The sequence below is a fragment of the Saccharopolyspora sp. ASAGF58 genome (assembly GCF_012277335.1).
GTDB classification, from domain to species: Bacteria; Actinomycetota; Actinomycetes; order Mycobacteriales; family Pseudonocardiaceae; genus Saccharopolyspora; species Saccharopolyspora hattusasensis.
On record NZ_CP040605.1, the window covers coordinates 5,349,806 to 5,371,530 of the forward strand.

Here is a 21,725-nt window from a genome sequence, read left to right on the forward strand (position 1 = left end):
GTCACGGGGCTGGTTCCCGGCGGGGCGGAAGGGCTGGTTCCCGCGTACGTCGTTGCTGCCTTGGGTTGTGGTGGCGTTGGGGTGGGGTGGGTGTGATGTTTTCGTCGATCATGGTGCCGGAGGGGGTGAGGCGGCTTTTTCAGGTGTTGACCGGTGAGGATATGACGGATGCGGATGAGGGTGCGTTGTTCGCGGTGGCGGATGCGTTGGAGTCGGGTGCGGCGGAGCTGGGCGAGGTGCGGGCGTTGGTGGCGGAGCTGGTGGGAAAGGTGCGGACGGAGTTTTCGGGGAAAGCGGCGGACCGGTTCGCGGACGGGTTGGGGATTTTTGATGGGTTGTTGTCCTCGGGGCAGGCGGGGTTACTGGATTTAGCGGTGTTCGTGCGGAAGACGTCGCAGCAGGTGCGGTATCTGAAGTTGATGACAATTTATAGCCTGGAGTTGCTGTGGTTAGAGATGGCGTGGGCGATGCGGTTTGCGGGGGCGACCGGTGGTGCGACGCTTTTGTGGCTCGCGGCGCGGATGGCGGCGATGCGGGTGTGGTTGACGACGTGGTGGGGGCAGTTGTTCATGCGGTTGGCGAGGATGGCGGCTGGTGGTGTGGCGTTCAACGTGCTGCCGGACGTGCAGGCCCAGGCACAGATGCTGGGTGAGAAATCGGCTCAGAAGTGGGACGGGACGCTGACCGAGCAGGCGGCGGGGATGGGGGCGTTCTCGGCGTTGGTGGCGCTGCCGTTGTCGGCGGTGGGCGGTCTGGTCAGCAACACGTTAACGAAGGTGCTGGTGAAGGGCCTGGGCGATGACGTGGACGCGGCGATCCTGGAGGCGGCGGCGAAGAAAGCGGTGGCCGAGCACGCGGCGTTGTATCCGGTATCGGCGATGGCGAAGTTCGCGGACGCGGTGGGCAAGAGTCTGGATGACTATGCGGGGATGTCGGTGCGGGCGATGTGGGCGGCGCGGTTCGGCAGCGGGCTCGGGGAGGCCTTGGCGGGCTCGTTGTCGGAGTTGTTCGGGGAGGTGGCGTATGCGGCGGCGGCGGGTCTGCCGGTGACCTGGAACCCGTATTCGTTGACGGCGGGTGGGTTCGAGACGGTGTTCAGCGGTGTGGGCAATCTGGCGGGTTTGGCGTTGCGGGGCAAGCTGCACCCGCAAGGCCCGAGCCCGTACCTCGAGGGCACCGGCCGGGGCGGGGACGGCAGCGACGATGGTGGCGGGTCCGATGGGGAGAAGACCCCGCCGCCGGGAATCGGGTCCGGGTCGCAGACAGGGAACATCCCTGGCTCCCCAGACAAAGACAGCACGTTCGTCCCATCCGATGCCTCGCGATCGGATGCCTCGGATGCCTCGCGATCGGATGGCTCGCGGTCGGATCGCTGGACTGGCTCGGATCGCTGGACTGGCTCGGATTCCGGGGCCGGCTCGGATTTCTCGAGTGTGTCTGATGTGGACACTGTTTTCTCGGATACCGGGTCGGTGGATTCGGCTGCCGTGCCGGTGCCCTCCGGCAAAGACCTGGTGGTGTCCGCTGTTGTGGACGGCAAGGACAGTAAGGACGTTCAGTACGGCACGCACGTTAAGGGTAGTAAGGAGGGTGCCGGTGGCGGCGGTAAGGGCGGTGCCGATGACGGTACGCCGGGCGAGACGCCGGCGCGTGGTGTTCCGGCGGTGCCCGGCTCAGGGCAGCACCAGCCGGGCACACCACCACCCGCATATTCCGGTGAGGTAACGGGTTTTGGTCCGGACCGGCCGGGCACACCACCACCGCCGTACAGTCCGGGGCCCGGTGACGATCAGGCCGTGCCCGGTTTGCATGGCGTGACCGGGAAGTCTGATGTGGACGTTCCCGGCATGATCAGAGTATCTAGTGTGGACGTTTCTGGTGTGGATGGTTCTGGCGTGTCGGGGCGCCGGTCGCTAGATGTGTTCCCGGAGACTGTCACACCCGGGGCTGGGCCTGGGGTGGGGGCGGATCCCGACGGTGGTGCTGGGTCTGGGGGGCGTGAGTCTTTGCCGGGTGCCGTGACCGGCGAGGGTGGGTCTTTTGGTGTGGATGTGGTTGCGGGGCGTGGTGATTCGCATCGACAGGGTGGGGTTGTGGTGTCGGAGGGTTCGGCGGTGTTGCCCGTGGAGGGGGTTGTTCGCTCCCGTGGCCGGCGTCGTGGTCGAGCGCAGGCGGTGTCGTCTCTGCGGAAGGACGGGGTGGCGGCGTGGCCGGAGGGCTTGCCGGTGGACGCGGTGCGGGTGCTGGTGCCGGCGGAGGTGGTTGCTGGTGGCGGGTTGGCGGAGTTCGTGCAGGGTGTCGCGGATTCCCCGGGCGGGCCTGTGCTGCTGGTATCCCAAGGCGATCCGACTGCGGGTGTGGTGGTGACGCGGGGTCAGGGGTCGGCGCTGGCGCGGGATTTGGGCCGTCACGTTGTCGCGATGATGCCGGGACAGGCCGGGCGCGAGCCGCGATGGACGGTGTTCCCCGCGGATGGTTCTCGTCCCAAGCCGCTGGCCGGGCCTGGTGCCGCGGTGCTGGCCGGCGGGCGGAGTGGGGGCGTGGCCGGTCTGGCGGACGCCTCGGCAACGGTCCCGGCCTCCGGTGGCGAGACGGTGGCCGGGGGTGAGGCATCGGCTGCCCAGAGGGCATCTGCCCAGGCGAGGTCGGTGGTCGGGGACCCACGGCCCGGGGCCACCACACACGCTGGCCAGGCGGGCACAGGGCTTCCCGGCCCCCGGTCGGCGTTGTGGCGGGAACAGGACCTGCGCCGGGTTGATGCAACCGCTGTGGAGGAGGAGTCCGGGGATTCTGGCGCGGTGCCGTGGTCGGCTGATCCCGTGGCGGTGGCTCAGGTGGTCGGCATGTTCAGCGGTGCTGGTTCTGCTGGTGTTGTGGAACGCGGCCTGGAATCGATGGCGGGGCAGCTCCAGCGGTCGAGTCCGGTTCGTGGTGCTGGCTGGTCCGGTGGTGCTGGTCCGGGCGGGGCGGTAGTGCAGCCCAGGCGCGGTGGTTCCCGCGTGGCGGAACAGCCCGGGCGGGCGTCCCCGGGGGGAGAAGCGACCGGTGAGGGGGCGCGACGCACTTCCGCTGATCCCGCTGCTGGTGTAGGACGTCGCCGGGCCTGGCCTGGTGGTATGAGCGCGAACCAGGCCAGGCCCGCTGGCAACGAACCCGGTGGTGCGGGCCCGAAACGAGCGCCGGAGGTGGGGCCGGATGTGGTGTGGCCGGATGCGGTGGGGCGGGATTCTGGGGTGTGGGGGGTTTCAGATCCGGTAGCGGAGGGTGGGTGGGTGGGGTCTGGGTATCGGTTCCTGTCGGGGGTGAATCAGGCGAATTATCGGTGCGGTGATGAGGGTTTCCGGGTGAATTGCCTGGAGGCGGTGGTGGCGTTTCATAATTCTGTGAAGTTCGGTCGGCAGTTCGTGGCGGGGCCGGCTGTGGGTGACCGGGATCCGGCTCGGTTGGAGGTGGCGTTCGGGGCGAGGGCCCGGCCGGTGGCTGGGGTGGCTGGGGTTGAGTGGTATGTGCGGGGTGGGCTGGTGGGTGTGGTTGTGCCGGTGATTTACCAGCGTGCCGATGGTAGTGCGCATGTGATCGCTGCGGTGCGTGCGGAAGACGGCGATGGGCACGGGCGGGTCGTGCTGTGGAATCCGCAGAAGGGGGAGAAAGCCGAGGACGCTGAGGTCCTGGCTGCGACCGGGATGTGGGTGGTTCCGGTGTCCGGGGTGGGTGGGGAGGGGGAGGTGGTGTTGCCGCCCAGTGGTTGCGGGCTGCGGCACCAGAATGGGGGGTCTGGGTTGCCCGCTGTGGTGACGGGTCCCCAGCGTCGGGGTGGCGCGTCCGGGCCGGTGGCGGGGGGAGCCGGCACGAGGGGCAGGAAGAGGACGCGGGGGGAGGGGGCTGACCAGGGTTCCCGGGGGGAGGCTGGTGAGGGTTTCGGGGGGGTTAAGCGGCGGAAGGTGGACGCAGCCGCTGCTGTTGGGGCTGTTCCGGGTGATGGTGGGAGTGAGGTGCTCACGCCCACGGATCAGGCAGCACCGCAGGACCAGGACCCGAGTGCGGAGAAGAAACGGAAAAGGAAGGAACATGACGCGAAGTATTACCAGGCGAGAAAGGCTGCTGCCGCCCGTGTTGTGGAGTTGGAGGCGTTGAAGGAGAAGGGGCCGCTGACGCCGGATGAGGAGAAGGAGCTGGAGAAGCTCCAGCTGAAGGTGGCGCAGCAGAAGCAGAAAAAGAAGGAAACGAACGCGAAGTATCGCAGGGTGGGAAAGGCTGCTGCCGATCGGGTTGCGGAGTTGGAGGCGTTGGCGAGGCCGCTGACTGAGGGGCAGGCGGCGGAGCTGGCGGCGCTCCGGCCGAAGGTGGCGCAGCGGAAGCAGAAACAGAAGGAAGAGAACGCGAAGTATCACCGGGTGGTAAAGGCTGCTGCCGATCGGGTTGCGGAGTTGGAGGAGTTGGAGGAGCGGGATCAGCTGACTGACGAGCAGGAGACGGAGTTGGCGGCGCTCCGGCCGAAGGCGCAGCAGTGGCAGAAAAAGAAGGAAGCGAAAGCGAAGTATCGCAGGGTGGGAATGGCTGCTGCCGCCCGTGTTGTGGAGTTGGAGGAGTTGGAGGAGCGGGATCAGCTGACTGACGAGCAGGAGACGGAGCTGGCGGCGCTCCGGCCGAAGGCGCAGCGGTGGCAGAAACAGAAGGAACTGAACGCGAAGTATTACCAGGCGGGAAAGGTCGCTGCCGATCGGGTTGCGGAGTTGGAGGGGCGGGATCAGCTGACTGACGGGCAGGCGAAGGAGTTGGCGGCGCTTCGGCCGAAGGCGCAGCAGTGGCAGAAACAGAAGGAAAGGGTCGCGAATCGGTACCGGGCGGTGAAGGCTGTTGCCGATCGGGTTGTGGAGTTGGAGGAGTTGGAGGGGCGGGATCAGCTGACTGAGGGGCAGGCGGTGGAGTTGGCGGCGCTGCGGCCGAAGGTGGCGGGGCGGGGGCGGGGGCGGAAGAAGAAGGTCGGGGAGGTGTCGGGGACCGGGGTGGGTAGTGGGGCCCCGGCGGTGCGGGGTGTGGGGTCTGAGGGGGTATCGGGGTGGACTGGGGCTGAGCAGGACGGCCGGGACGGGTTGGACCGCCCCGGGTTTTGTGGAGACCTGATCATCTGTCTCGTGGGGCTATGCCGCTGTCGGGGGCTGCACGTGTCTGCGTTGCCAGAAGGCTTGCTCGAACTCCATCGGTGGCCTGTCGCCGCACCAGGAGTGCAACCGTTCATGATTATACCAGTAAACCCATTCCGCGGTCGCCAAGGTGACCTCGGCAGCGTTTTTCCATGGGCCGTTCCGGCCGATGAGTTCCTTTTTGTAGAGAGCGTTGACCGACTCTGCCAGCGCATTGTCGTAGGAATCGCCCGTACTGCCAACAGATCGTTCGATCCCGGCGTCGGCAAGCCGTTTCCCGTAACGGATCGAGGTGTATTGAACACCTCGATCGCTGTGATGCACCAATGCTTTACTGAGATGCTCTCTCCGGGACCACAATGCCATATCGAGCGCGTCTAGCGCAAGCTCGGTTCTCAGGTTGTCCGACACCTGCCAGCCCACGATCGCACGGGAAAACACATCCGTCACGAAAGCGGTATAGCAGAAATCGCCATCGAGAATGTCCACATAGGTCACATCGGTGACCCACAGCTGGTTCGGCGCCGGCGCCCTGAAATCTCGTTCCACCAGGTCACGCGGCCTGGTGTCCGCACTGCCGGGGATCGTCGTCCGCGGCCGGTGCCGTGTGGCCACGACCCCGGTCATGCCTTCGGCACGCATCAGTCTCTCAACCGTGCACCGCGCCACCTTCACCCCCTCGCGTAAGAGCTGTTTCCACACTTTCCGGGCTCCGTACATGCCTTTGCCCTGCTGTTCCCAGACCGCCCGGATCTCCGGGATCAGTTCCTCATCCCGCAACCGGCGATCCGACGGCTGCTCCTGACGTTTCTTCGTCGCGTAATACGTCGAGACCGCAAACCCGATCACCTCACACACCGGGGCGACACCGAATTCGCCGCTGTAGGTATCGACGAACCCGGCTATCTCGGCGGTCGAGGGTCCAGTTCCCGTGCGAAAAAAGCAGAGGCCGCTTTCAGGATCTCGTTCGCCCGGCGAAGCTCGCGGTTCTCCCGCTCCAATTCAGCGATCCGCGCGTCAGCCTCCGACATCGAGCCCGCCACCCGCTCGCCCGAGGGCCGCCGCCCCTGATCGTCCTGACGTAACCAGTACCGCAACGCCTCCGGATTGACCCCCAACTGCTGGGCCACCCGCGCGATCGCCCCACGCCCCGGACCCAGCTCCCGCTCCAGATCACGCACCATCCCCACCGCGCGCTCCTTCAACTCCACCGGGTACTTCCTCGCTGCTGCCATGCCGTTCATCCTTTCCAGAACCAACGGCCTCCAACAAACCCGGGGTGGTCCAGGTGGTCGGCTGAGGTTGATTTGGATGCGTGGCTTGCTGGGGCGGTGGCGGATGTGGATGGGGTGTGGCTGCCCCAGGGTGCGGTGGATGCTGGGGTGATGCTGGGTGAGGATGCGTATGAGGAGTTTGTCGCGACGGAGTTGCTTGCGTTCCTGAACCAGGATGCCGGGGACGATGCTGCGGCTGCCGACGATGCGGGGTCGGTTGCCGGCGACGATGATTTCGCTGCGTTCCTGGATGAGTACGGGGAGGATCCGCTCGGGTTGTTCGGGGTTGCCGGGGAGGAGGGGCTGGTTTTTGGTGGGCCGGTGGTGGAGGGGGAGGGGGAGGTGTTGCCGGGGCGTGTGGAGGGTGGGGGGTTGGTGACGGGTGCTGGGGTGCGGGGGGTGTGGGGTGGTGTGGTGGGGGGTGAGCGGGTGGGGTCTTGGTCCCGGTTCCTGCGGGGGGTGAACCAGGCCAATTATTTCTCCGGGGATAAGCGTTTCCGGGTGAATTGCCTGGAGGCTTGTGTGGCGTTCCACCAGTCTCGTGAGTTGGGTCGGCAGTTCGTGGCGGGGCCGGCTGGTGATCGGGATCCGGCGTGGTTGGTGGAGGCGTTGGGGGGGAAGGCCCGGTGGGTCGCCGATGTGGCCGGGGCTGCGCGGTACGTGCGGAGCGTGCGGGTGGGTGGGGATGTGCCGGTGATCTTCCAGCGGCGGGACGGTAGCGCGCATGCGGTCAATGCTGTGCATGTCAGGCAGGGCGTGGTCGCGGTGGCGGATGCACAGAAGGGGGAGGAAGACGCGTCGGCTGATGTGGTGGCAGCGACCGGGGTGTGGGTGGTGGAGCTGCCGGAGGCGGGACCGGCCGCTGGTTCCGGGCTACGACGCGAGGACCGGGGGTCCGGGCTGCCCACGGAGGTGACCGGTCCGAAGCGTCAGCCCCGCGGTGGGCCGGTGGCGGGGGGCGCCGGCACGAAGGGCACGAAGAGGACACGGGAGGAGGGGGCTGACCAGGGTTCCCGGGGGGAGGCTGGTGAGAGGTCTTCTGCTGGGGCGTTCAAGCGGCGGAAGGTGCCAGAACCCGTGGCTGGGGCTGGTTCCGGGAGTCGAGGTGGCGAGGGCGATGGGTCCGCGCCGACGGGTCATGCGGTACAGCAGGAGGACCCGCGGACTGCGGCGCAGAAAGCCGGCACGAAGCGCACGAGGGGCGCGAAGAGGGCGCGGGGGGAGGCTGACCAGGGTTCGCGGGGGGAGGCTGGTGAGCGTTCCGGGGGGGTTAAGCGGCGGAAGGTGGACGCAGCCGCTGCTGTTGGGGCTGTTTCCGGGAGTCTGGGGGATGGTGGGAGTGAGGTGCTCACGCCGACGGATCAGGCAGCACCGCAGGACCCGAGTGCGGAGAAGAAACGGAAAAAGAAGGAACAGAACGCGAAGCAGTACCAGGCGAGAAAAGCTGCTGTCGCCCGTGTTGCGGAGTTGGAGGCGTTGAAGGAGAAGGGGCCGCTGACGCCGGATGAAGAGAAGGAGCTGGAGAAGCTCCAGCCGAAGGTGGCGCGACAGAAGCAGAAACAAAACGAATCTTCCGCGAAGTATCGCAGGGTGGGAAAGGCTGCTGCCGATCGGGTTGCGGAGTTGGAGGCGTTGGCGAGGCCGCTGACTAAGGAGCAGGCGGCGGAGCTAGCGGCGCTTCGGCCGAAGGTGGCGCAGCGGAAGCAGAAACAGAAGGAAGGGGACGCGAATCGGTACCGGGCGGTAAAGGCTGCTGCCGATCGTGTTGCGGAGTTGGAGGAGCGGGAGCAGCTGACTGACGAGCAGGCGGCGGAGTTGGCGGTGCTTCGGCCGAAGGCGCAGCAGTGGCAGAAACATAAGGAATCTTCCGCGAAGTATCGTAGGGTGGGAAAGGCTGCTGCCGATCGGGTTGCGGAGTTGGAGGCGTTGGCGAGGCCGCTGACTGAGGGGCAGGCGGCGGAGCTGGCGGAGCTCCAGTCGAAGGCGCAGCGGAAGCAGAAAAAGAATGAATCTTCCGCGAAGTATCGCAGGGTGGGAAAGGCTGCTGCCGATCGTGTTGCGGAGTTGGAGGAGCGGGAGCAGCTGACTGACGAGCAGGCGGCGGAGTTGGCGGCGCTGCGGCCGAAGGCGCAGCAGTGGCAGAAACAGAAGGAATCTTCCGCGAAGTATCAGCGGGCAGGAAAGGCTGCTGCCGATCGTGTTGCGGAGTTGGAGGAGCGGGAGCAGCTGACTGACGAGCAGGCGGCGGAGTTGGCGGTGCTTCGGCCGAAGGCGCAGCAGTGGCAGAAACGGAAGGAAAGGGTCGCGGTTTGGTACCGGGTGGTAAAGGCTGCTGCCGATCGTGTTGCGGAGTTGGAGGAGTTGGAGGAGCGGGAGCAGCTGACTGACGAGCAGGCGGCGGAGTTGGCGGTGCTTCGGCCGAAGGCGCAGCAGTGGCAGAAACGGAAGGAAGGGGACGCGGAACGGTACCGGGTGGTAAAGGCTGCTGCCGATCGTGTTGCGGAGTTGGAGGAGTTGGAGGAGCGGGAGCAGCTGACTGACGAGCAGGCGGCGGAGTTGGCGGTGCTTCGGCCGAAGGCGCAGCAGTGGCAGAAACGGAAGGAATGGTTCGCGAATCGGTACCGGGTGGTAAAGGCTGCTGCCGATCGTGTTGCGGAGTTGGAGGAGTTGGAGGAGCGGGAGCAGCTGACTGAGGGGCAGGCGGGGGAGCTGGCGGAGCTTCGGTCGAAGGTGGCGGGGCGGGGCCGGAAGAAGGTCGGGGAGGTGACGGGGACCGGGGTGGGTAGTGGGGCCCCGGTGGTGGGGCAGGGTGTGGGGCCTGAGGGGGTAGCGGGGTGGACTGGGACTGAGCAGGACGGCCCGGACGCGTGGTCGGCTGACCTCGATCTGGATGCGTGGCTTGCTGGGGCGGTGGCGGATGTGGATGGGGTGTGGCTGCCCCAGGGTGCGGTGGATGCTGGGGTGATGCTGGGTGAGGATGCGTATGAGGAGTTTGTCGCGACCGAGTTGCTTGCGTTCCTGAACCAGGATGCCGGGGACGCTGCTGCGGGTGCCCAGGATGCTGGGTCGGTTGCCGGCGACGATGATTTCGCTGCGTTCCTGGATGAGTACGGGGAGGATCCGCTCGGGTTGTTCGGGGTTGCCGGCGAGGAGGGGCTGGTTTTTGGTGGGCCGGTGGTGGAGGGGGAGGGGGAGGTGTTGCCGGGGCGTGTGGAGGGTGGGGGGGTTGGTGGCGGGTGCTGGAGTGCGGGGGGTGTGGGGTCGTGTGGTGGGGGGTGAGCGGGTGGGGTCTTGGTCCCGGTTCCTGCGGGGGGTGAACCAGGCCAATTATTTCTCCGGGGATAAGCGTTTCCGGGTGAATTGCCTGGAGGCCTGTGTGGCGTTCCACCAGTCTCGTGAGTTGGGTCGGCAGTTCGTGGCGGGGCCGGCTGGTGATCGGGATCCGGCGTGGTTGGTGGAGGCGCTGGGTGGGAAGGCCCGGTGGGTCGCCGATGTGGCCGGGGCTGCGCGGTACGTGCGGAGCGTGCGGGTGGGTGGGGATGTGCCGGTGATCTTCCAGCGGCGGGATGGTAGCGCGCATGCGGTCAATGCTGTGCATGTCAGGCAGGGCGTGGTCGCGGTGGCGGATGCACAGAAGGGGGAGGAAGACGCGTCGGCTGATGTGGTGGCAGCGACCGGGGTGTGGGTGGTGGAGCTGCCGGAGGCGGGACCGGCCGCTGGCGCCCATTTACTGGCAACATTACGGAATACCGCGATATCAATGCTTCGCATAACCGGGCACAACGACATTGGCCGGGCAACCGAATGGATCAGCAGAGACCGCACACGAACACTCCCCGTCCTGTCACTCCAAGTTGCAGGGCACAACACACAGTGATCTTGCCTTTGCCCTGGAGTACTACGGGTCCCAGGTTCAGGAGGCGGCTCCAATGGTTGCGGCGTCGATGACAAACCGGTACCGCACGTCGCTGTTCTCCACGCGCTCAAAGGCGGCATTGACCTGATCCGCGGAGATCCTCTCTATCTCTGCGCCGATGCCGTGCTCGGCGCAGAAGTTCAGCATCTCCTGGACCTCGGCGATGCCGCCGACCAGTGAGCCGGCGAGAATCCTGTTCCCGTCGATCAGCGCGGTAGGGCTGTACGACGACGATGTCGCCGGTAAGCCGACGTTGACCATCGCGCCGCCGATGCGCAGCGTCTCCAGATAGGAGTCCAACGGCAGGTCCGCTGAGACTGTGTTGAGAATGACGTCGAAGCGCCTGCGCAATCGGTCGAATGTCGATGGGTCTCCGGTGTCGTGGAAGTGGCTCGCGCCGAGCTCGAATGCGCTTTCCCGTTTCTTGAGACTCTGGCTGAGCACGGTCACGTCAGCGCCCATCGCGGCCGCAAGCCTGACACCCAGGTGGCCCAGCCCACCGAGGCCGACGACGGCGACTTTCTTGCCCGGTCCGGTGCCCCACTGCCGAAGCGGTGAGTAGGAGGTGATCCCGGCGCAAAGCAACGGAGCGGCGACGTCCAACTCGATGCCGTCGGGAATCCGGCAAACGAAGGTGTCCTTCACCACGATGTGCCTGCTGTAGCCGCCATGACTCGGCTCGCCGTCGTAGCCGATGCTGTTGTAGGTCGTGACGTGACCCTTGAGGCAGAACTGCTCGGTACCGGCGCGGCAGTATTCGCACTCCCCGCACGAGTCGACCATGTATCCGACACCGACCCGATCGCCGACCTCGAACTTCGTCACCTCCGAACCGACGGCGGCGACAACGCCGGCGACCTCGTGCCCGGGTACCAGTGGAAAGATCGCCTCGCCCCATTCGCCCTTCGCGGTGTGGATGTCGCTGTGGCAAATCCCGGTGAAGACGATGTCAATCAGCACGTCATTTGCGCGCAGGTCGCGTCGTTCGATCGTGGTGGGGACGAGCTGCGCGCCAGGAGCCGGCGCGACGATGGCAGGTGTTTTCGTGCTCACGGGGGCCTCCAGAGCGATTAGCGGGACTTCTTTGGATCTGCTGGGGGAATGTCTGGACGGTCAGGTTCTACGTGCGGCGTTGGCAGGCTTTGGTCGCGGCATCAAGCCGAACGGGCAGTGAGCGCAGGCCATTGACCACGATGGATTCGAGCCGTTCGGCGGGCCCGTCGGGGGAGGCCCGCCGCACTTGGCTGGTCAGCTCCCGCAGCACCGCGCGGATCTCCAGCTTCGCAAGCTGAACGCCGATGCAGTAGTGCGGTCCGGCACCGAGCGCCAAGTGGTGATTCGGCGACCTGGTCACGTCGAAGGTGTCCGGGGCGGCGAACTCGACCGGATCGCGATTGGCCGCGGTAAGCCACAACACAACGCGGTCGCCGGCCGAGATTCGCCGTCCACCGATCTCCGTGTCCCGCTGGGCGGTCCGCACGAGGTGGGTGGCGCTGGACGTCCAGCGCAGGATTTCATCGACAGCCGTCGGGATCACGCGGTCGAAATCGTCTCGCAGCAATGCCCACTGTTCGGGCCGCTCTAGCAGCGCCTGCATCCCACCGGACATCGCCAGCCGGACGTTCTCGGTGCCCCCGACCAGCAAGTTGTCGCAGTTGAGCACCACCTCGTCCAGCGGCAACCGCGTGTCCTCGAACTCCGCGGTGGCTAGGACGCTGACCAGGTCATTGCCGGGCCGGGAGCGTCTCTTCTCGGCCAGGACGCTGAAGTAATCGAGGATCTCGAGGTGAGCGATGCTGCGCTCGCTCGCCGTGCCGGCGCAGAAGGCGTCCATCGACCACCCGGTGAGCTCCGCCCGGTCCGCGGTCGGGACGTCCAACAGCGTCCACACCACTTCCAGGGGCACCTTCGCCGCGATGTCCACGACGAAGTCGACTTGAGATTTCGCTACGGCGTCGGTCACGGTGGCGTGTGCTGCGGACTGCACTGCCGCCGTCAGGGTGCGCAGGGAGCGCGGCGAAAACCAGTCGGCCACCGCAGCACGCAGGGCCGTATGCCGCGGGGCATCGGACAACGCGAGAGTCTTGCCGCTCCCGGGGTCGTGGCCCTGCGACAACGGACGGAGCAGGGTGCCGGACGATGAGGTGAAGGTGTCCGGATCGCGCAGGCATTCCTTGACTGCCGTGAAGCTGGTCACCGACCAGAACTCGCCGAAAATCCCCGCGTCATGCCACAACACGGGCTCGTTCTCACGCATCCGCCGCCACAGGTCGAATGGGTTGCCGGAACGGTAGGTCGTCCCGTCGACGAGTCGGCTCAAGTCTTGTCGCACGAATCCTCCTCAATCCTGCGTCGCCAGTAATGCACGGGACAGGGCAGCGCGGATGAGCGTCGTCGGTGGCTCGGCGCGGAGATAGAAGTGGTTCCCGGGCACCGTGTGGGCACGGAGGTTCGAGCTGGTGTGCGCGGCCCAGCCGGAGAGGCCGTCACGGATTTCGGGAATATCCTCGGCGCCGACGATGCCGAAGACTTCGCTCTCGATCTCCTTGCCCGTGTACTCCCGATAGTTCGATACGAGCCGGAGGTCGGATTTGACACGGTCCAGGATGATGTCGAGTAGTTCCGGTTCTTGGCGAATCTCCGGGCTAAGCGGCTCGAACTGGGTGAGGTACTCGAGCACGTCCGCGGTCTTCTCGTACGGTACCGGTGGTCGAAGAGCGGGCGCCGCTGCGGACGAGACCACGATGGCAGGGACGCCGCGGCCCGCCGCTTGCAGCCGATGGGCCACCTCCAAGGCGACGTAAGAACCCATGCTGTGTCCGAAGAACAAGTCGTATTCCTGTTCACCATGCAAGATTTCCTCGGCCACCGTGTCGGCGAGTTCGATCAGGCTGGCCGCAGCCGGATCACTGATGCGGTCTTCCCGACCGGGGTACTGCACCGCGTGGACGGTCACCGAGGACAGCAGTGCCTGCCACGAGCGGAAGAACGACGCACAGCCACCGGCATGCGCAAAGCAGAGCATGGCTTGCTTGCCGACTCGTGCCGGATCTTCGCCGGTTGATAAGTGAAACGATCGGACGGACCTGGTTAACTGCAAAGTTCACCCCTGCTTTGTTAGAGGCGAGGGGCACCCGTGACCAAGTAAGTGGAGGCCTGGGTGCCCCTCACCTCTCATACGTCACTTGTTTGGCTCGTTAGGAGGTTGGAGAGGAGGTCGGCTTGCTGCGCGATGGTGGGGCACCGGTAGAGCTCACCTACTGGTACTCGCTTTCCGGAGATTTCGGAGAGCACCCGGGACAGCTTGAGGACCGACATGGAGTTGCCGCCGAGGTCGAAGAAACCCAAGCGGTGCTCCGGCTCCCGGACCGGTACACCAAGAACGCTCTCCCAAGCCTGGGCGATGTCGGTTGCCAAGCCGGCTTTCTGCCGTGGAGCAGGTACGGGCACTGGTCGGGCCGACGCGAGTAGTGCCGATCGGTCGATCTTGTCGCGGGCCGTCCTCGGCAGCGAGGCGACGAAAACCACGCGGTCCGGGACATAGCTGCTGCCGAGAGCCGCCTCGATGGTCCCGCGGACCGCAGCCTCGTCGAAGCTCGCTTTCGGATTGCGGACGATGAACGCGTAGGACAGGGCGGACCAGCCGTCGTACGCCAGCGCCACCGCGTGGACCTCCGGGCAGACCGCCAACGCGTGTTCAACGTTGTCGAGATTGACCCGGACGCCGCGGATCTTGACCTGGTTGTCGAGACGACCGAGGAACTCGAGTTCGCCCTCGGCGGTCCAGCGGCCGAGGTCGCCGGTGAGGTATGCGCACCGAGTAGCCCCTGACACCGAGGTGAGATCGACGAACCTCTTGCGCGTTTCGACGGCATCACCGAGGTAGCCGTTGCTCACTCCCGGGCCGGAGATGGCGATCTGGCCCACGTGGCCTGCGGGAACTTCCGCCAATTCTTCATCCACGAGCCCGACCCGCGTTCCGGGAATCGGGACACCGATGTTCGACGGGCCGGGCGCGTCATAGCGTTTGTAGGTCGACCAGACAGTGCACTCCGTCGGGCCGTATTCGTTGAAGAGGGAAACACCACCGAGCGTTGCGAAATGCTGGTGCAGGACATCAGGCTGAAGTGTTTCACCTGCGCAAATCGCCACGCGCAAGCTGCGGATTGCTTCGGCGTGCCCGATCGCATGCAGCACTTCCGCGTAGAAGCTCGGCACTGTCAGGAGGTGCGTGATCCGGTGGCGGACGATCAGCCTGCCGACCGCTTGCGGGTCCCGCCGCTCGTCTTCACGCGCGATCACGAGCGTGCCGCCGGCTGCCAACGTGCTCCAGATTCCTGCGACGGACGAGTCGAAGAAGAACGGGGAAAGTAGCAGGAAACGTGGCGCACCGAATTCGTGATATACGGCGAGCCGTGCCTGGTTCGAACTCGCCAGGTTTCGCTGAGAGACGGAAACGCCTTTCGGCCTCCCGGCGCTGCCAGACGTGTAGAGGACGTATGCCTCGTCGTCCAGGGGCGGGTCACCAAGCCCGCTATTGCCCAGGGTGGCGTCGGCATAGCCGACGGTGGCAAGGAGTTCGTTCGTGCGGGGATCGACGGTTAGCCGGGCATCCGCGGAGGCGATCGCACTTCGCGTCAGGTGTTCCGGTGCCGCTGGGTCGAGGAAGACGAACGAGCGCCTGGACAGATGGGCAGCGAGTAAATACGCCGGTACTTCGACAGTGCGATGCGCCAGGATTCCCACCCGGGGCGAATCGATCTTTCCCCATTCGCCTCGAATGCGTTGGGTGAGTGAAAGGAGCTCGTCGTAGGTGATGCTGACGTCTCCGCAGATCACCGCAGTGCGCTCCGCATGTTTCACCGCTACCGACGCGATGGTGTCGCAAACCCGTACCGTTGGCTCGGGCAATGGTGCCCCGAGCCCTTCGATCCGGCTGTCGTTGTATTGATCTTGTTTTCGTTGGATCGCTTGGTATTGTACGCAATTTCGGCTAGAACTGGCTGCGTCCACAGGCATGGTACGAACCCTCCGTTCCGGTCCATGGCAGCGAACAAAGCTTGCTACCTCGCCGACTTTTGACGCCTTCTACGCCTTCTGGCAACGCCGTCCCGCGTAATCCCCGGCAGCAGCGTGAGACAAATGATCAAATCTCCGCGAAAGTCGGGGCGGTACCAGGTCTTGTTTAAAATTCGGGCGTTGTCGTCAGTCAAGTTTTGCAGTATTTGGCTTCGTTTCGAGCAAAGCTGCCCGTTTGCGCCTGGCGATACCGCCAGTACGGGCAAGGGGCGCGCGTTTTGGATCTTTTGAACCGTTTCGGGCGGTATGCGCGTGTCCGGCATACGGGTCGCCGGGGTGACCGGGACGGGAAGCCTGAGCCCGGATCCCAGGGGAACGTCAAAGTCTGTGATCAGGTAGACGTAGTGCGCAGACCCCCGGATTTATCCGTGGGGTTAGCACGTCAAGTCCGATCCTGACGTGCCCAGCGGTAACCCTGCCAACGTTAGATAGTTCGGTGCTGTATAGTTCTGGGTATGGTCGTCACGCTGCGATCGAACGCGAACATCACCTTTCAGTGCGCGTTCCACGTCGTGTGGTGCCCGAAATACCGGCGCCGGGTCATCGGTGGCCGGATGGAGGAACGCTTGAAGCAGCTCATCCGGGAAGTCGTCGAGGAGAAGGGGGCGTGGCTGGTGGAGCTGGAAACGATGCCGGACCACGTTCACCTTGTCGTCGAAGTCGACCCGCAGTACGGGGTGCACAAGCTGGTCAAAGCGATTAAGGGACGTTCGTCGCGTGTGTTGCGGGAAGAGTTCCCGTGGTTGCGGTCGAAGCTTCCGACGCTGTGGACCAACAGCTACTTCGTCGCGACGGTCGGCGGCGCACCGCTGTCGGTCATCAAGCGCTACGTCGAACAGCAGAAGGCCCGGTGAGCCGATGCTGACGGGACGTCGCTACCGCGACCGGCGAGCGGACTTCTGCTCGCAGGTCGCGGCCGAGCTCACCGACCGCAACGCGCTGGTCGTGCTGGAAGACCTCCGTACCCGGAACATGACCCGGTCGGCGAGCGGAACCGCCGGAGAACCCGGCCGGAACGTCGCCCAAAAGTCCGGCCTGAACCGCGCCATCCTCGACAAAGGCTGGCACAAGCTTGAACTGGCCCTGCGTAACGCTGCCCGCTATACCGGCAGCGAGATCGTGAAGGTGCCTGCTGCGTACACGTCGCAGACGTGCGCGGTGTGCCGTGCTGTGGACCCGGAAAGCCGTGAGAGCCAAGCGGTTTTTCGGTGTACCCAGTGCGGCCACACGGCGCACGCTGACGTGAACGCGGCGAAGAACATTCTCGCCGCCGGACGGGCGGTGACAGCCTGTGGAGACCTCGCCGTTAGGCGGTCCGTGAAGCAGGAACCGCAACCGGCGTTAGCGCTGGTTGGAATCCCCGGCTTTAGCCGTGGGAAGGACGTCAACTTCGTGCGAGGACCGTGGAGGTGGAGGGTGTCGATCAGGGACTGGTCGGTGTGGCCATGGACGGCTGGTCGGCGCGACCACCGTCGCCGCCCTGGCGGGGCTGCGCTCTGGCTGCGCCACCGGCGCGCTCACCAGCAGCCATCGACTCCGGCGGTGGCCGAACCCGTCGCGCAGCTGCGTGTGCGCATTACCCGACCACGCCACACCCACCTGTCCAGGGCGTGTGCAAGGTTGACCTGTCCGGTTTAGGTAGTTTCGGATAGGGAGGTGGGTGGCAGGTTGGCCAGGTGGGGGGCAGGTTGGCCAGGTGGTGGACCGTTTCGATACCGGCGGCTTTGCCGTTCGGGCGGCGCCAGCGCCATATCCGGATGCCCTGCCGGGCCCCGTGCCGGGCCCCGTGCAGATCGGTTCGCAGGTTTCCGTCCAGAACAAGGACCTTTCGGCTGCGGGCCCTGGCACGTCCGTGCCCGCCCACGATTTCCATTGAAATTGCGGAGGTTGTCCACAGGCATCGGCGTGTCGGGGTGCGACACGCCGACGGTCCGCAAGTTCCATTGAAATCGAAGGTTCGATTTCAATGGAACTTGCGGGTTCTCTCCGCCGAGGCGGACTCGATGAACGTCTTCGCACCGGCGGTCACCGCCAGCACCGCCAGGGCCGGCAGCAACGGCAACCCATACAGGATTCCCCGCCCACCGCCTCCAGAGCCCGCCAGAGACCGTCCACACGACCCCGCAAGGACTCGACTGTGACGGTGGGCCGGTCAAGCACAACCCGAATCAGGGAAGCCAAGAACACAAGAGCGCGGCTCCTGGATAGACCGTCACGGCTTGGACAACCCGATGATCTCCCACCGGAAACCGCGCCCTCGTCTCGCGTCCCACCTGGACAGAAACCCGCCGCAACCCTCAGATCAACCTTGCACACGCCCTGCCCACCTGTCCCTGTTCATCGGCAACGTGTTGAGCGTCAGCATCCTGGCCTGGCTGCTGATGCCCCTGGTGAACAGGATCTTCGCGTTCTGGCTGGTGCCGGGGCCGGTCCGCATGGTGGTGACGAACCTGGCAGGCACGGCCGCCGTCGTAGGCTGCTACCTGCTGTTCCTCGTTATCTTCGCCTGGGTCACTGCCTAACCGCAGGATGCTGGGTGGCAACCCGTGCAGTAGCGCCGCCAGGAACGCCCGATCGCTTGGCGTCGAAGCCGGCCCGCGACAGAAATTCGCTGGCCGGTTCGTCGAGCGTCATTCGGTGTCCGGTGAGGACGGTGCCGGGCGGTACTCCGTCCACGCCGGACGACCAAGACCGTGCCGAGCCATGGCACGCATCGCCGTCGATGGTCAGTTCGAACTCGACCACCGTAGCGCCGGTGGGCGCGCCGGACTCCCGGTTGGCATGCACCTCGACGAACCGGCCACGTACGACGTCACCATCCTGCCGCCACAGGCCCATGCCGGCACTGTCGCTGGCATTCCGATTGCCGCCGTCCGGGTTGGACTGGGCCATCGTGCCGTCGCCATGGAACGTGAAGACGTGGTGGGGGAACGGTGCGTCCGGAGCCACCACGAGCCACACACCGGTGACCGGACGGTCGGTCACGTCGTCACCACCGCGGCCAGCCGGCGCACGCCCTCCTCGATGGATTCTTCCGTGACACCGGCGAAGCTCAACCGCATCGTTTCCCTGCCCTCGCCCGGATAGACGTGGAATGCGCTGCCGGGCACGTAGGCCACCCCGCGGGCAATAGCGGTCGGCAGGATTGCTTCCGCGTCGAGCGAGGCCGGCCCGGTCAACCACAGGAACATCCCGCCGTCGGGGCGCTGCCAGGAGAAGCCGAGGGGCAGGTGGGTGGTGAGTGCGCTGTCTAGCGCGCGAAGTCTTGCGGCGTAGGCATCGTGGAGCCGGACCAGGTGCGCTTCGGCGTGGCCGCCGGTCAGGAACTCGGTGACAAGGGCCTGGGTGTAGGTCGAGGTCTGCATGTCGATCCCCTGCTTCAGCATGAGCACTCGCGCGAGCAGATCCTTCGGCATGACCGCGACACCGACCCGCATGGCCGGCGCGAACAGCTTCGAGCAGGACGTGAGGTAAACCGACCGTTCCGGCGCGAACGCGGTCAGCGCGGCGGCGGGCGTGCCGGCGTAACGCAGCTCGCTGTAGACATCGTCCTCGACCAGCAGGACATCCGCGTGCCGTGCCACACTCGCGATCGCTGCGCGGCGCTCTGGCGGCATCGACCGGCCCGTCGGGTTCTGGAAGGTCGGCATCAGATAGACGAACTTCACCGGCCGGGCCCGTAGCGTCTCATCCAGCGCGTCCGGCAGCATTCCGTCGGCATCGCAGGCCACCTCGATCACCTTGGCCTGGTAGGCGCGAAACACCTTCACGGCCGGTGCGTACGTCGGCCGTTCCACCGCGACGACATCGCCGGGGTCCAGTAGGGCGAGGCACACGTTGTTGAGCGCACCGGAACCCCCGGTGGACACATGGACATCCTCTGATCCACAGTGAACGCCGCGGTCGCGGAGCCGGGGCACGAGCGCTTCACGCAGTGGCAGGAAGCCCTGGGTTGCTCCGTACTGGAGGACCTCGCGGCCGAACCGGTCCACCGCGGACGCGGTGAGCTCGCCGAGCAATTCGACCGGCAATAGCGAGGTGTCCGGCGCGCCCGCGGCGAGCGAGACGATATCCGGTGCCGCACGGGCCAGGTCGAACAGCTCGTCAATGACACCCGGCCGGCTCGACCTGGCCGGGGTGGACAGCCGGGACGCGATATCCATCCCGTCACCTCGCGACGGCCTCGGCGACCGGTGCGCCGCCTCGCGGAGTCGGTACGCGCCAGAACCCGGAGCCAGAACTCGGCGCGAAGTCACGACGTGCGAGATTTGCGGCCGCCGCCGCGGCCTCGGCCAGATCCGGCAGCACCACCACGTCCTCGTTGAACATCGGGTCGGTGCGCATCTCGATGGCGACGAGTGTCGCGGCCGAACTCAGGTTCACCGCGACATGCACGACGCCCGCCGGGATGTGGATGAACTCACCAGCAGCGTGCGGCACTGGCCGTAACTCGGGACCGACCAGCGTGACGGCGGCCCCGGCCACGCAACAGACGATGATCTCGCTGTGCGCGTGCAGGTGCGGGCGTGAAATCCCGCCCGGCGGCATCACGACCATGCCGGCCGAGATACCAGTGGCGCCGGAGTTGGCCGCTGTCACGCAGGAGTAGAGCTCCTGGCCTTGGGGCCCGACGACGGGCGAGACCATCCGTGGTGACACGACGGAAACCATCGATGCGGGGTCGGGTGAAGGCATGATCAGCCACCTACGTTCACGTTCGTTCAAGCCGTCCTCAGCGGACTGACAGAGATTACGACCAAAAGTGATATATTCTTCCGATTCCTGCCCGAAGCAACCATTCAAGATGGATCGATCGGGCAAATCAGCGGCTCCTCGGTCGCGTGCCGTGCCGGGCGTACTCGAGTCGACGGGCGTACCGGAGTCGTTCGCGACACCTCTGGTCAGCATGCTCACCGACGGGGCGGATCACGCGGCACGATCAGGCAGTTACGGGCTGTGCGGCAGTCAGGGCGGGCCGAACGGACGTGCCGATCAAGTCGAAGCCGCTCCGTCGGCTACGTTCGTGATGGGTGGGCGAGCTGAGCGCGATGACGACGAGCGTTGCGGACACGACGATCGTGACGGGCACTGATTAACAGGCGGGGACCGAACGAATCCGGGTTGAGAGCTGTTCGCTACCCGATGGGTCGTAGCTTGTAGCGGATGGGCAGGTGTTTGAGGCCACCGATGAAGTTGCTGGCGGACAGTTCGGCCTTGCCGGCGAGCTCGACGCTGTCCAGCCGAGGTAGCAGCTCGGCCAGGAACACGCGGGCTTCCATCTTCGCCAGCGCCGCGCCGAGGCAGTAGTGGACGCCGAAGCCGAAGGCCAGGTGCCGGTTTGGCGTGCGGCGGATGTCGAAGCGGAACGGTTCTTCGAACACGTCCTCGTCGCGGTTGGCTGAAGGGTAGGACAACAGCAGGGAGTCACCCTTGCGGATGGTGGTCCCACGCAGCACGTAGTCCTCGGTGGCCGTGCGCAGGAAGCACTTGATCGGTGTGACCCACCGGACCATTTCGTCGATCGCGGCAGGCAGGAGGGTGAGGTCGTCCTGGAGTTGCCGCAGCTGCTGGGGGTTCTCGATCAGGGCCTGCAGGCCGCCCGCGATGGTCGCGCTCGTGGTGTCGTGACCCGCGGTGGCGATCAGGACGTAGTAGGAGGCCGCGTCGAACTCGGACAGGTATGCACCGTCGAACCCGGCGTTGGCGATGGCCGAGGCGAGGTCTGCGGTGGGGGTGGCCCGGCGGGCGGCCGTGAGCTCGTTGAAGTAGGTGAGCAGGTCCTGCTGGACGGCGATGAAGTCCTCCTCTCCTCGGCCGCGGCTGATCTCCTGGTCGGCGTTCCCCAACAGCTCCTTGGCCAGCGAGAGCAGCCTCGGGAAGTCCGTTTTGGGCAAGCCGAGCAGGGAGAGGATGACGTCCAGCGGGTAGTGCACGGCGATGTCGGTGACGAAGTCGCATTCGCCGTCGAATTCGAGCATCCGGTCGACGTAGCGCCGGGCTAGCTTGGTGACGCGGGTCTCCATGCGACCCATCGCGCCGGGTCCGAACCAGTCGGTGCCGATGGCCCGCACCTGCCGGTGCTCGGCGCCGTCCATCGACACCAGCGTGCGGAAGTTCGTGCCCCGTGCGGCTTGCCGCCGTTCCATCGCGTCGGGGACCAGTATCGGGCGGGGCGCGTTGCGGAACAGGTCGGGCTGACGCTCGATCTCCATCACGTCGGCGTGCCGGGTGATCGCCCAGAACGGGCGGCTCGTCCGGGTGCCATCGAGCGGCGCGCTGGAGCCACCGTCCGGTCTGGCGTTGCCTGGCACC

The 21,725-nt window shown here is 66.0% G+C and carries 15 protein-coding genes; 6 read left to right on the top strand and 9 right to left on the bottom strand.

The window, feature by feature from the left end; translation table 11 throughout:
- Window positions 1–95: 95 nt before the first annotated feature.
- The gene (locus FDZ84_RS39305; protein ID WP_246868411.1) at window positions 96–5,525 is read left to right on the top strand and encodes a hypothetical protein; all 5,430 of its coding nucleotides are present in this window, start codon (window positions 96–98) and stop codon (window positions 5,523–5,525) included.
- A 521-nt stretch (window positions 5,526–6,046) separates the two neighbouring features.
- Here FDZ84_RS39305 and FDZ84_RS39310 read toward each other — a convergent pair.
- The gene (locus tag FDZ84_RS39310; RefSeq protein WP_246869289.1) at window positions 6,047–6,379 is read right to left on the bottom strand and encodes a transposase; all 333 of its coding nucleotides are present in this window, start codon (window positions 6,377–6,379) and stop codon (window positions 6,047–6,049) included.
- Window positions 6,380–6,475: 96 nt separating this feature from the next.
- Between FDZ84_RS39310 and FDZ84_RS39315 the strand changes: the two genes are divergently transcribed.
- Window positions 6,476–9,697 carry a hypothetical protein gene (locus FDZ84_RS39315; RefSeq protein WP_246869290.1) on the top strand — a complete coding sequence of 1,074 codons (3,222 nt, stop codon included), beginning with the start codon at window positions 6,476–6,478 and terminating at the stop codon, window positions 9,695–9,697.
- A 4-nt stretch (window positions 9,698–9,701) separates the two neighbouring features.
- Window positions 9,702–10,295, top strand: coding sequence for a toxin glutamine deamidase domain-containing protein (locus tag FDZ84_RS25280; protein ID WP_168587901.1), 594 nt, complete (start codon window positions 9,702–9,704; stop codon window positions 10,293–10,295).
- A gap of 36 nt (window positions 10,296–10,331) precedes the next feature.
- Here FDZ84_RS25280 and FDZ84_RS25285 read toward each other — a convergent pair whose 3' ends face one another.
- The 4 genes from FDZ84_RS25285 to FDZ84_RS25300 all read right to left on the bottom strand — a co-directional run bounded on the left by FDZ84_RS25285 (window position 10,332) and on the right by FDZ84_RS25300 (window position 15,353).
- Window positions 10,332–11,387 (bottom strand): NAD(P)-dependent alcohol dehydrogenase, encoded by a 1,056-nt coding sequence (locus FDZ84_RS25285; protein ID WP_168587902.1) that lies wholly within the window; start codon window positions 11,385–11,387, stop codon window positions 10,332–10,334.
- Between the two features lie 67 nt (window positions 11,388–11,454).
- On the bottom strand, window positions 11,455–12,666 hold the full coding sequence (locus FDZ84_RS25290; RefSeq protein ID WP_168587903.1) for a cytochrome P450: 1,212 nt from the start codon (window positions 12,664–12,666) through the stop codon (window positions 11,455–11,457).
- A 9-nt stretch (window positions 12,667–12,675) separates the two neighbouring features.
- On the bottom strand, window positions 12,676–13,359 hold the full coding sequence (locus FDZ84_RS25295) for a thioesterase II family protein (protein ID WP_246869228.1): 684 nt from the start codon (window positions 13,357–13,359) through the stop codon (window positions 12,676–12,678).
- Between the two features lie 149 nt (window positions 13,360–13,508).
- Complete coding sequence (locus FDZ84_RS25300; RefSeq protein WP_168587905.1) at window positions 13,509–15,353, bottom strand: non-ribosomal peptide synthetase; 1,845 nt, start codon at window positions 15,351–15,353, stop codon at window positions 13,509–13,511.
- A 515-nt stretch (window positions 15,354–15,868) separates the two neighbouring features.
- Between FDZ84_RS25300 and tnpA the strand changes: the two genes are divergently transcribed.
- From tnpA to FDZ84_RS38000, 3 genes are all read left to right on the top strand, one after another.
- Window positions 15,869–16,267 (top strand): IS200/IS605 family transposase, encoded by a 399-nt coding sequence (gene tnpA / locus FDZ84_RS25305; RefSeq protein WP_168587906.1) that lies wholly within the window; start codon window positions 15,869–15,871, stop codon window positions 16,265–16,267.
- A gap of 4 nt (window positions 16,268–16,271) precedes the next feature.
- Window positions 16,272–17,051 (top strand): RNA-guided endonuclease TnpB family protein, encoded by a 780-nt coding sequence (locus FDZ84_RS39320; protein ID WP_246868412.1) that lies wholly within the window; start codon window positions 16,272–16,274, stop codon window positions 17,049–17,051.
- Between the two features lie 713 nt (window positions 17,052–17,764).
- Window positions 17,765–17,935 carry a hypothetical protein gene (locus FDZ84_RS38000; protein ID WP_210435100.1) on the top strand — a complete coding sequence of 57 codons (171 nt, stop codon included), beginning with the start codon at window positions 17,765–17,767 and terminating at the stop codon, window positions 17,933–17,935.
- On the opposite strand, the gene FDZ84_RS38005 is transcribed toward FDZ84_RS38000, so the two are convergent.
- The 4 genes from FDZ84_RS38005 to FDZ84_RS25340 form a co-directional block, all read right to left on the bottom strand.
- Window positions 17,925–18,398, bottom strand: a complete 474-nt coding sequence (locus FDZ84_RS38005; RefSeq protein WP_210435101.1) for a hypothetical protein — start codon at window positions 18,396–18,398, stop codon at window positions 17,925–17,927. The two genes, FDZ84_RS38000 and FDZ84_RS38005, sit on opposite strands and share 11 nt — an antisense overlap.
- A complete protein-coding gene (locus FDZ84_RS25330) occupies window positions 18,395–19,576 on the bottom strand; it encodes a PLP-dependent aminotransferase family protein (RefSeq protein WP_168587907.1) in 1,182 nt (393 codons plus the stop codon). The genes FDZ84_RS38005 and FDZ84_RS25330 overlap by 4 nt, the downstream gene beginning before the upstream one ends.
- Window positions 19,577–19,580: 4 nt before the next feature.
- The gene (locus tag FDZ84_RS25335; protein WP_168587908.1) at window positions 19,581–20,108 is read right to left on the bottom strand and encodes a cupin domain-containing protein; all 528 of its coding nucleotides are present in this window, start codon (window positions 20,106–20,108) and stop codon (window positions 19,581–19,583) included.
- Between the two features lie 440 nt (window positions 20,109–20,548).
- A complete protein-coding gene (locus FDZ84_RS25340) occupies window positions 20,549–21,724 on the bottom strand; it encodes a cytochrome P450 (RefSeq protein ID WP_210435102.1) in 1,176 nt (391 codons plus the stop codon).
- Between the last annotated feature and the right edge of the window lies 1 nt (window position 21,725).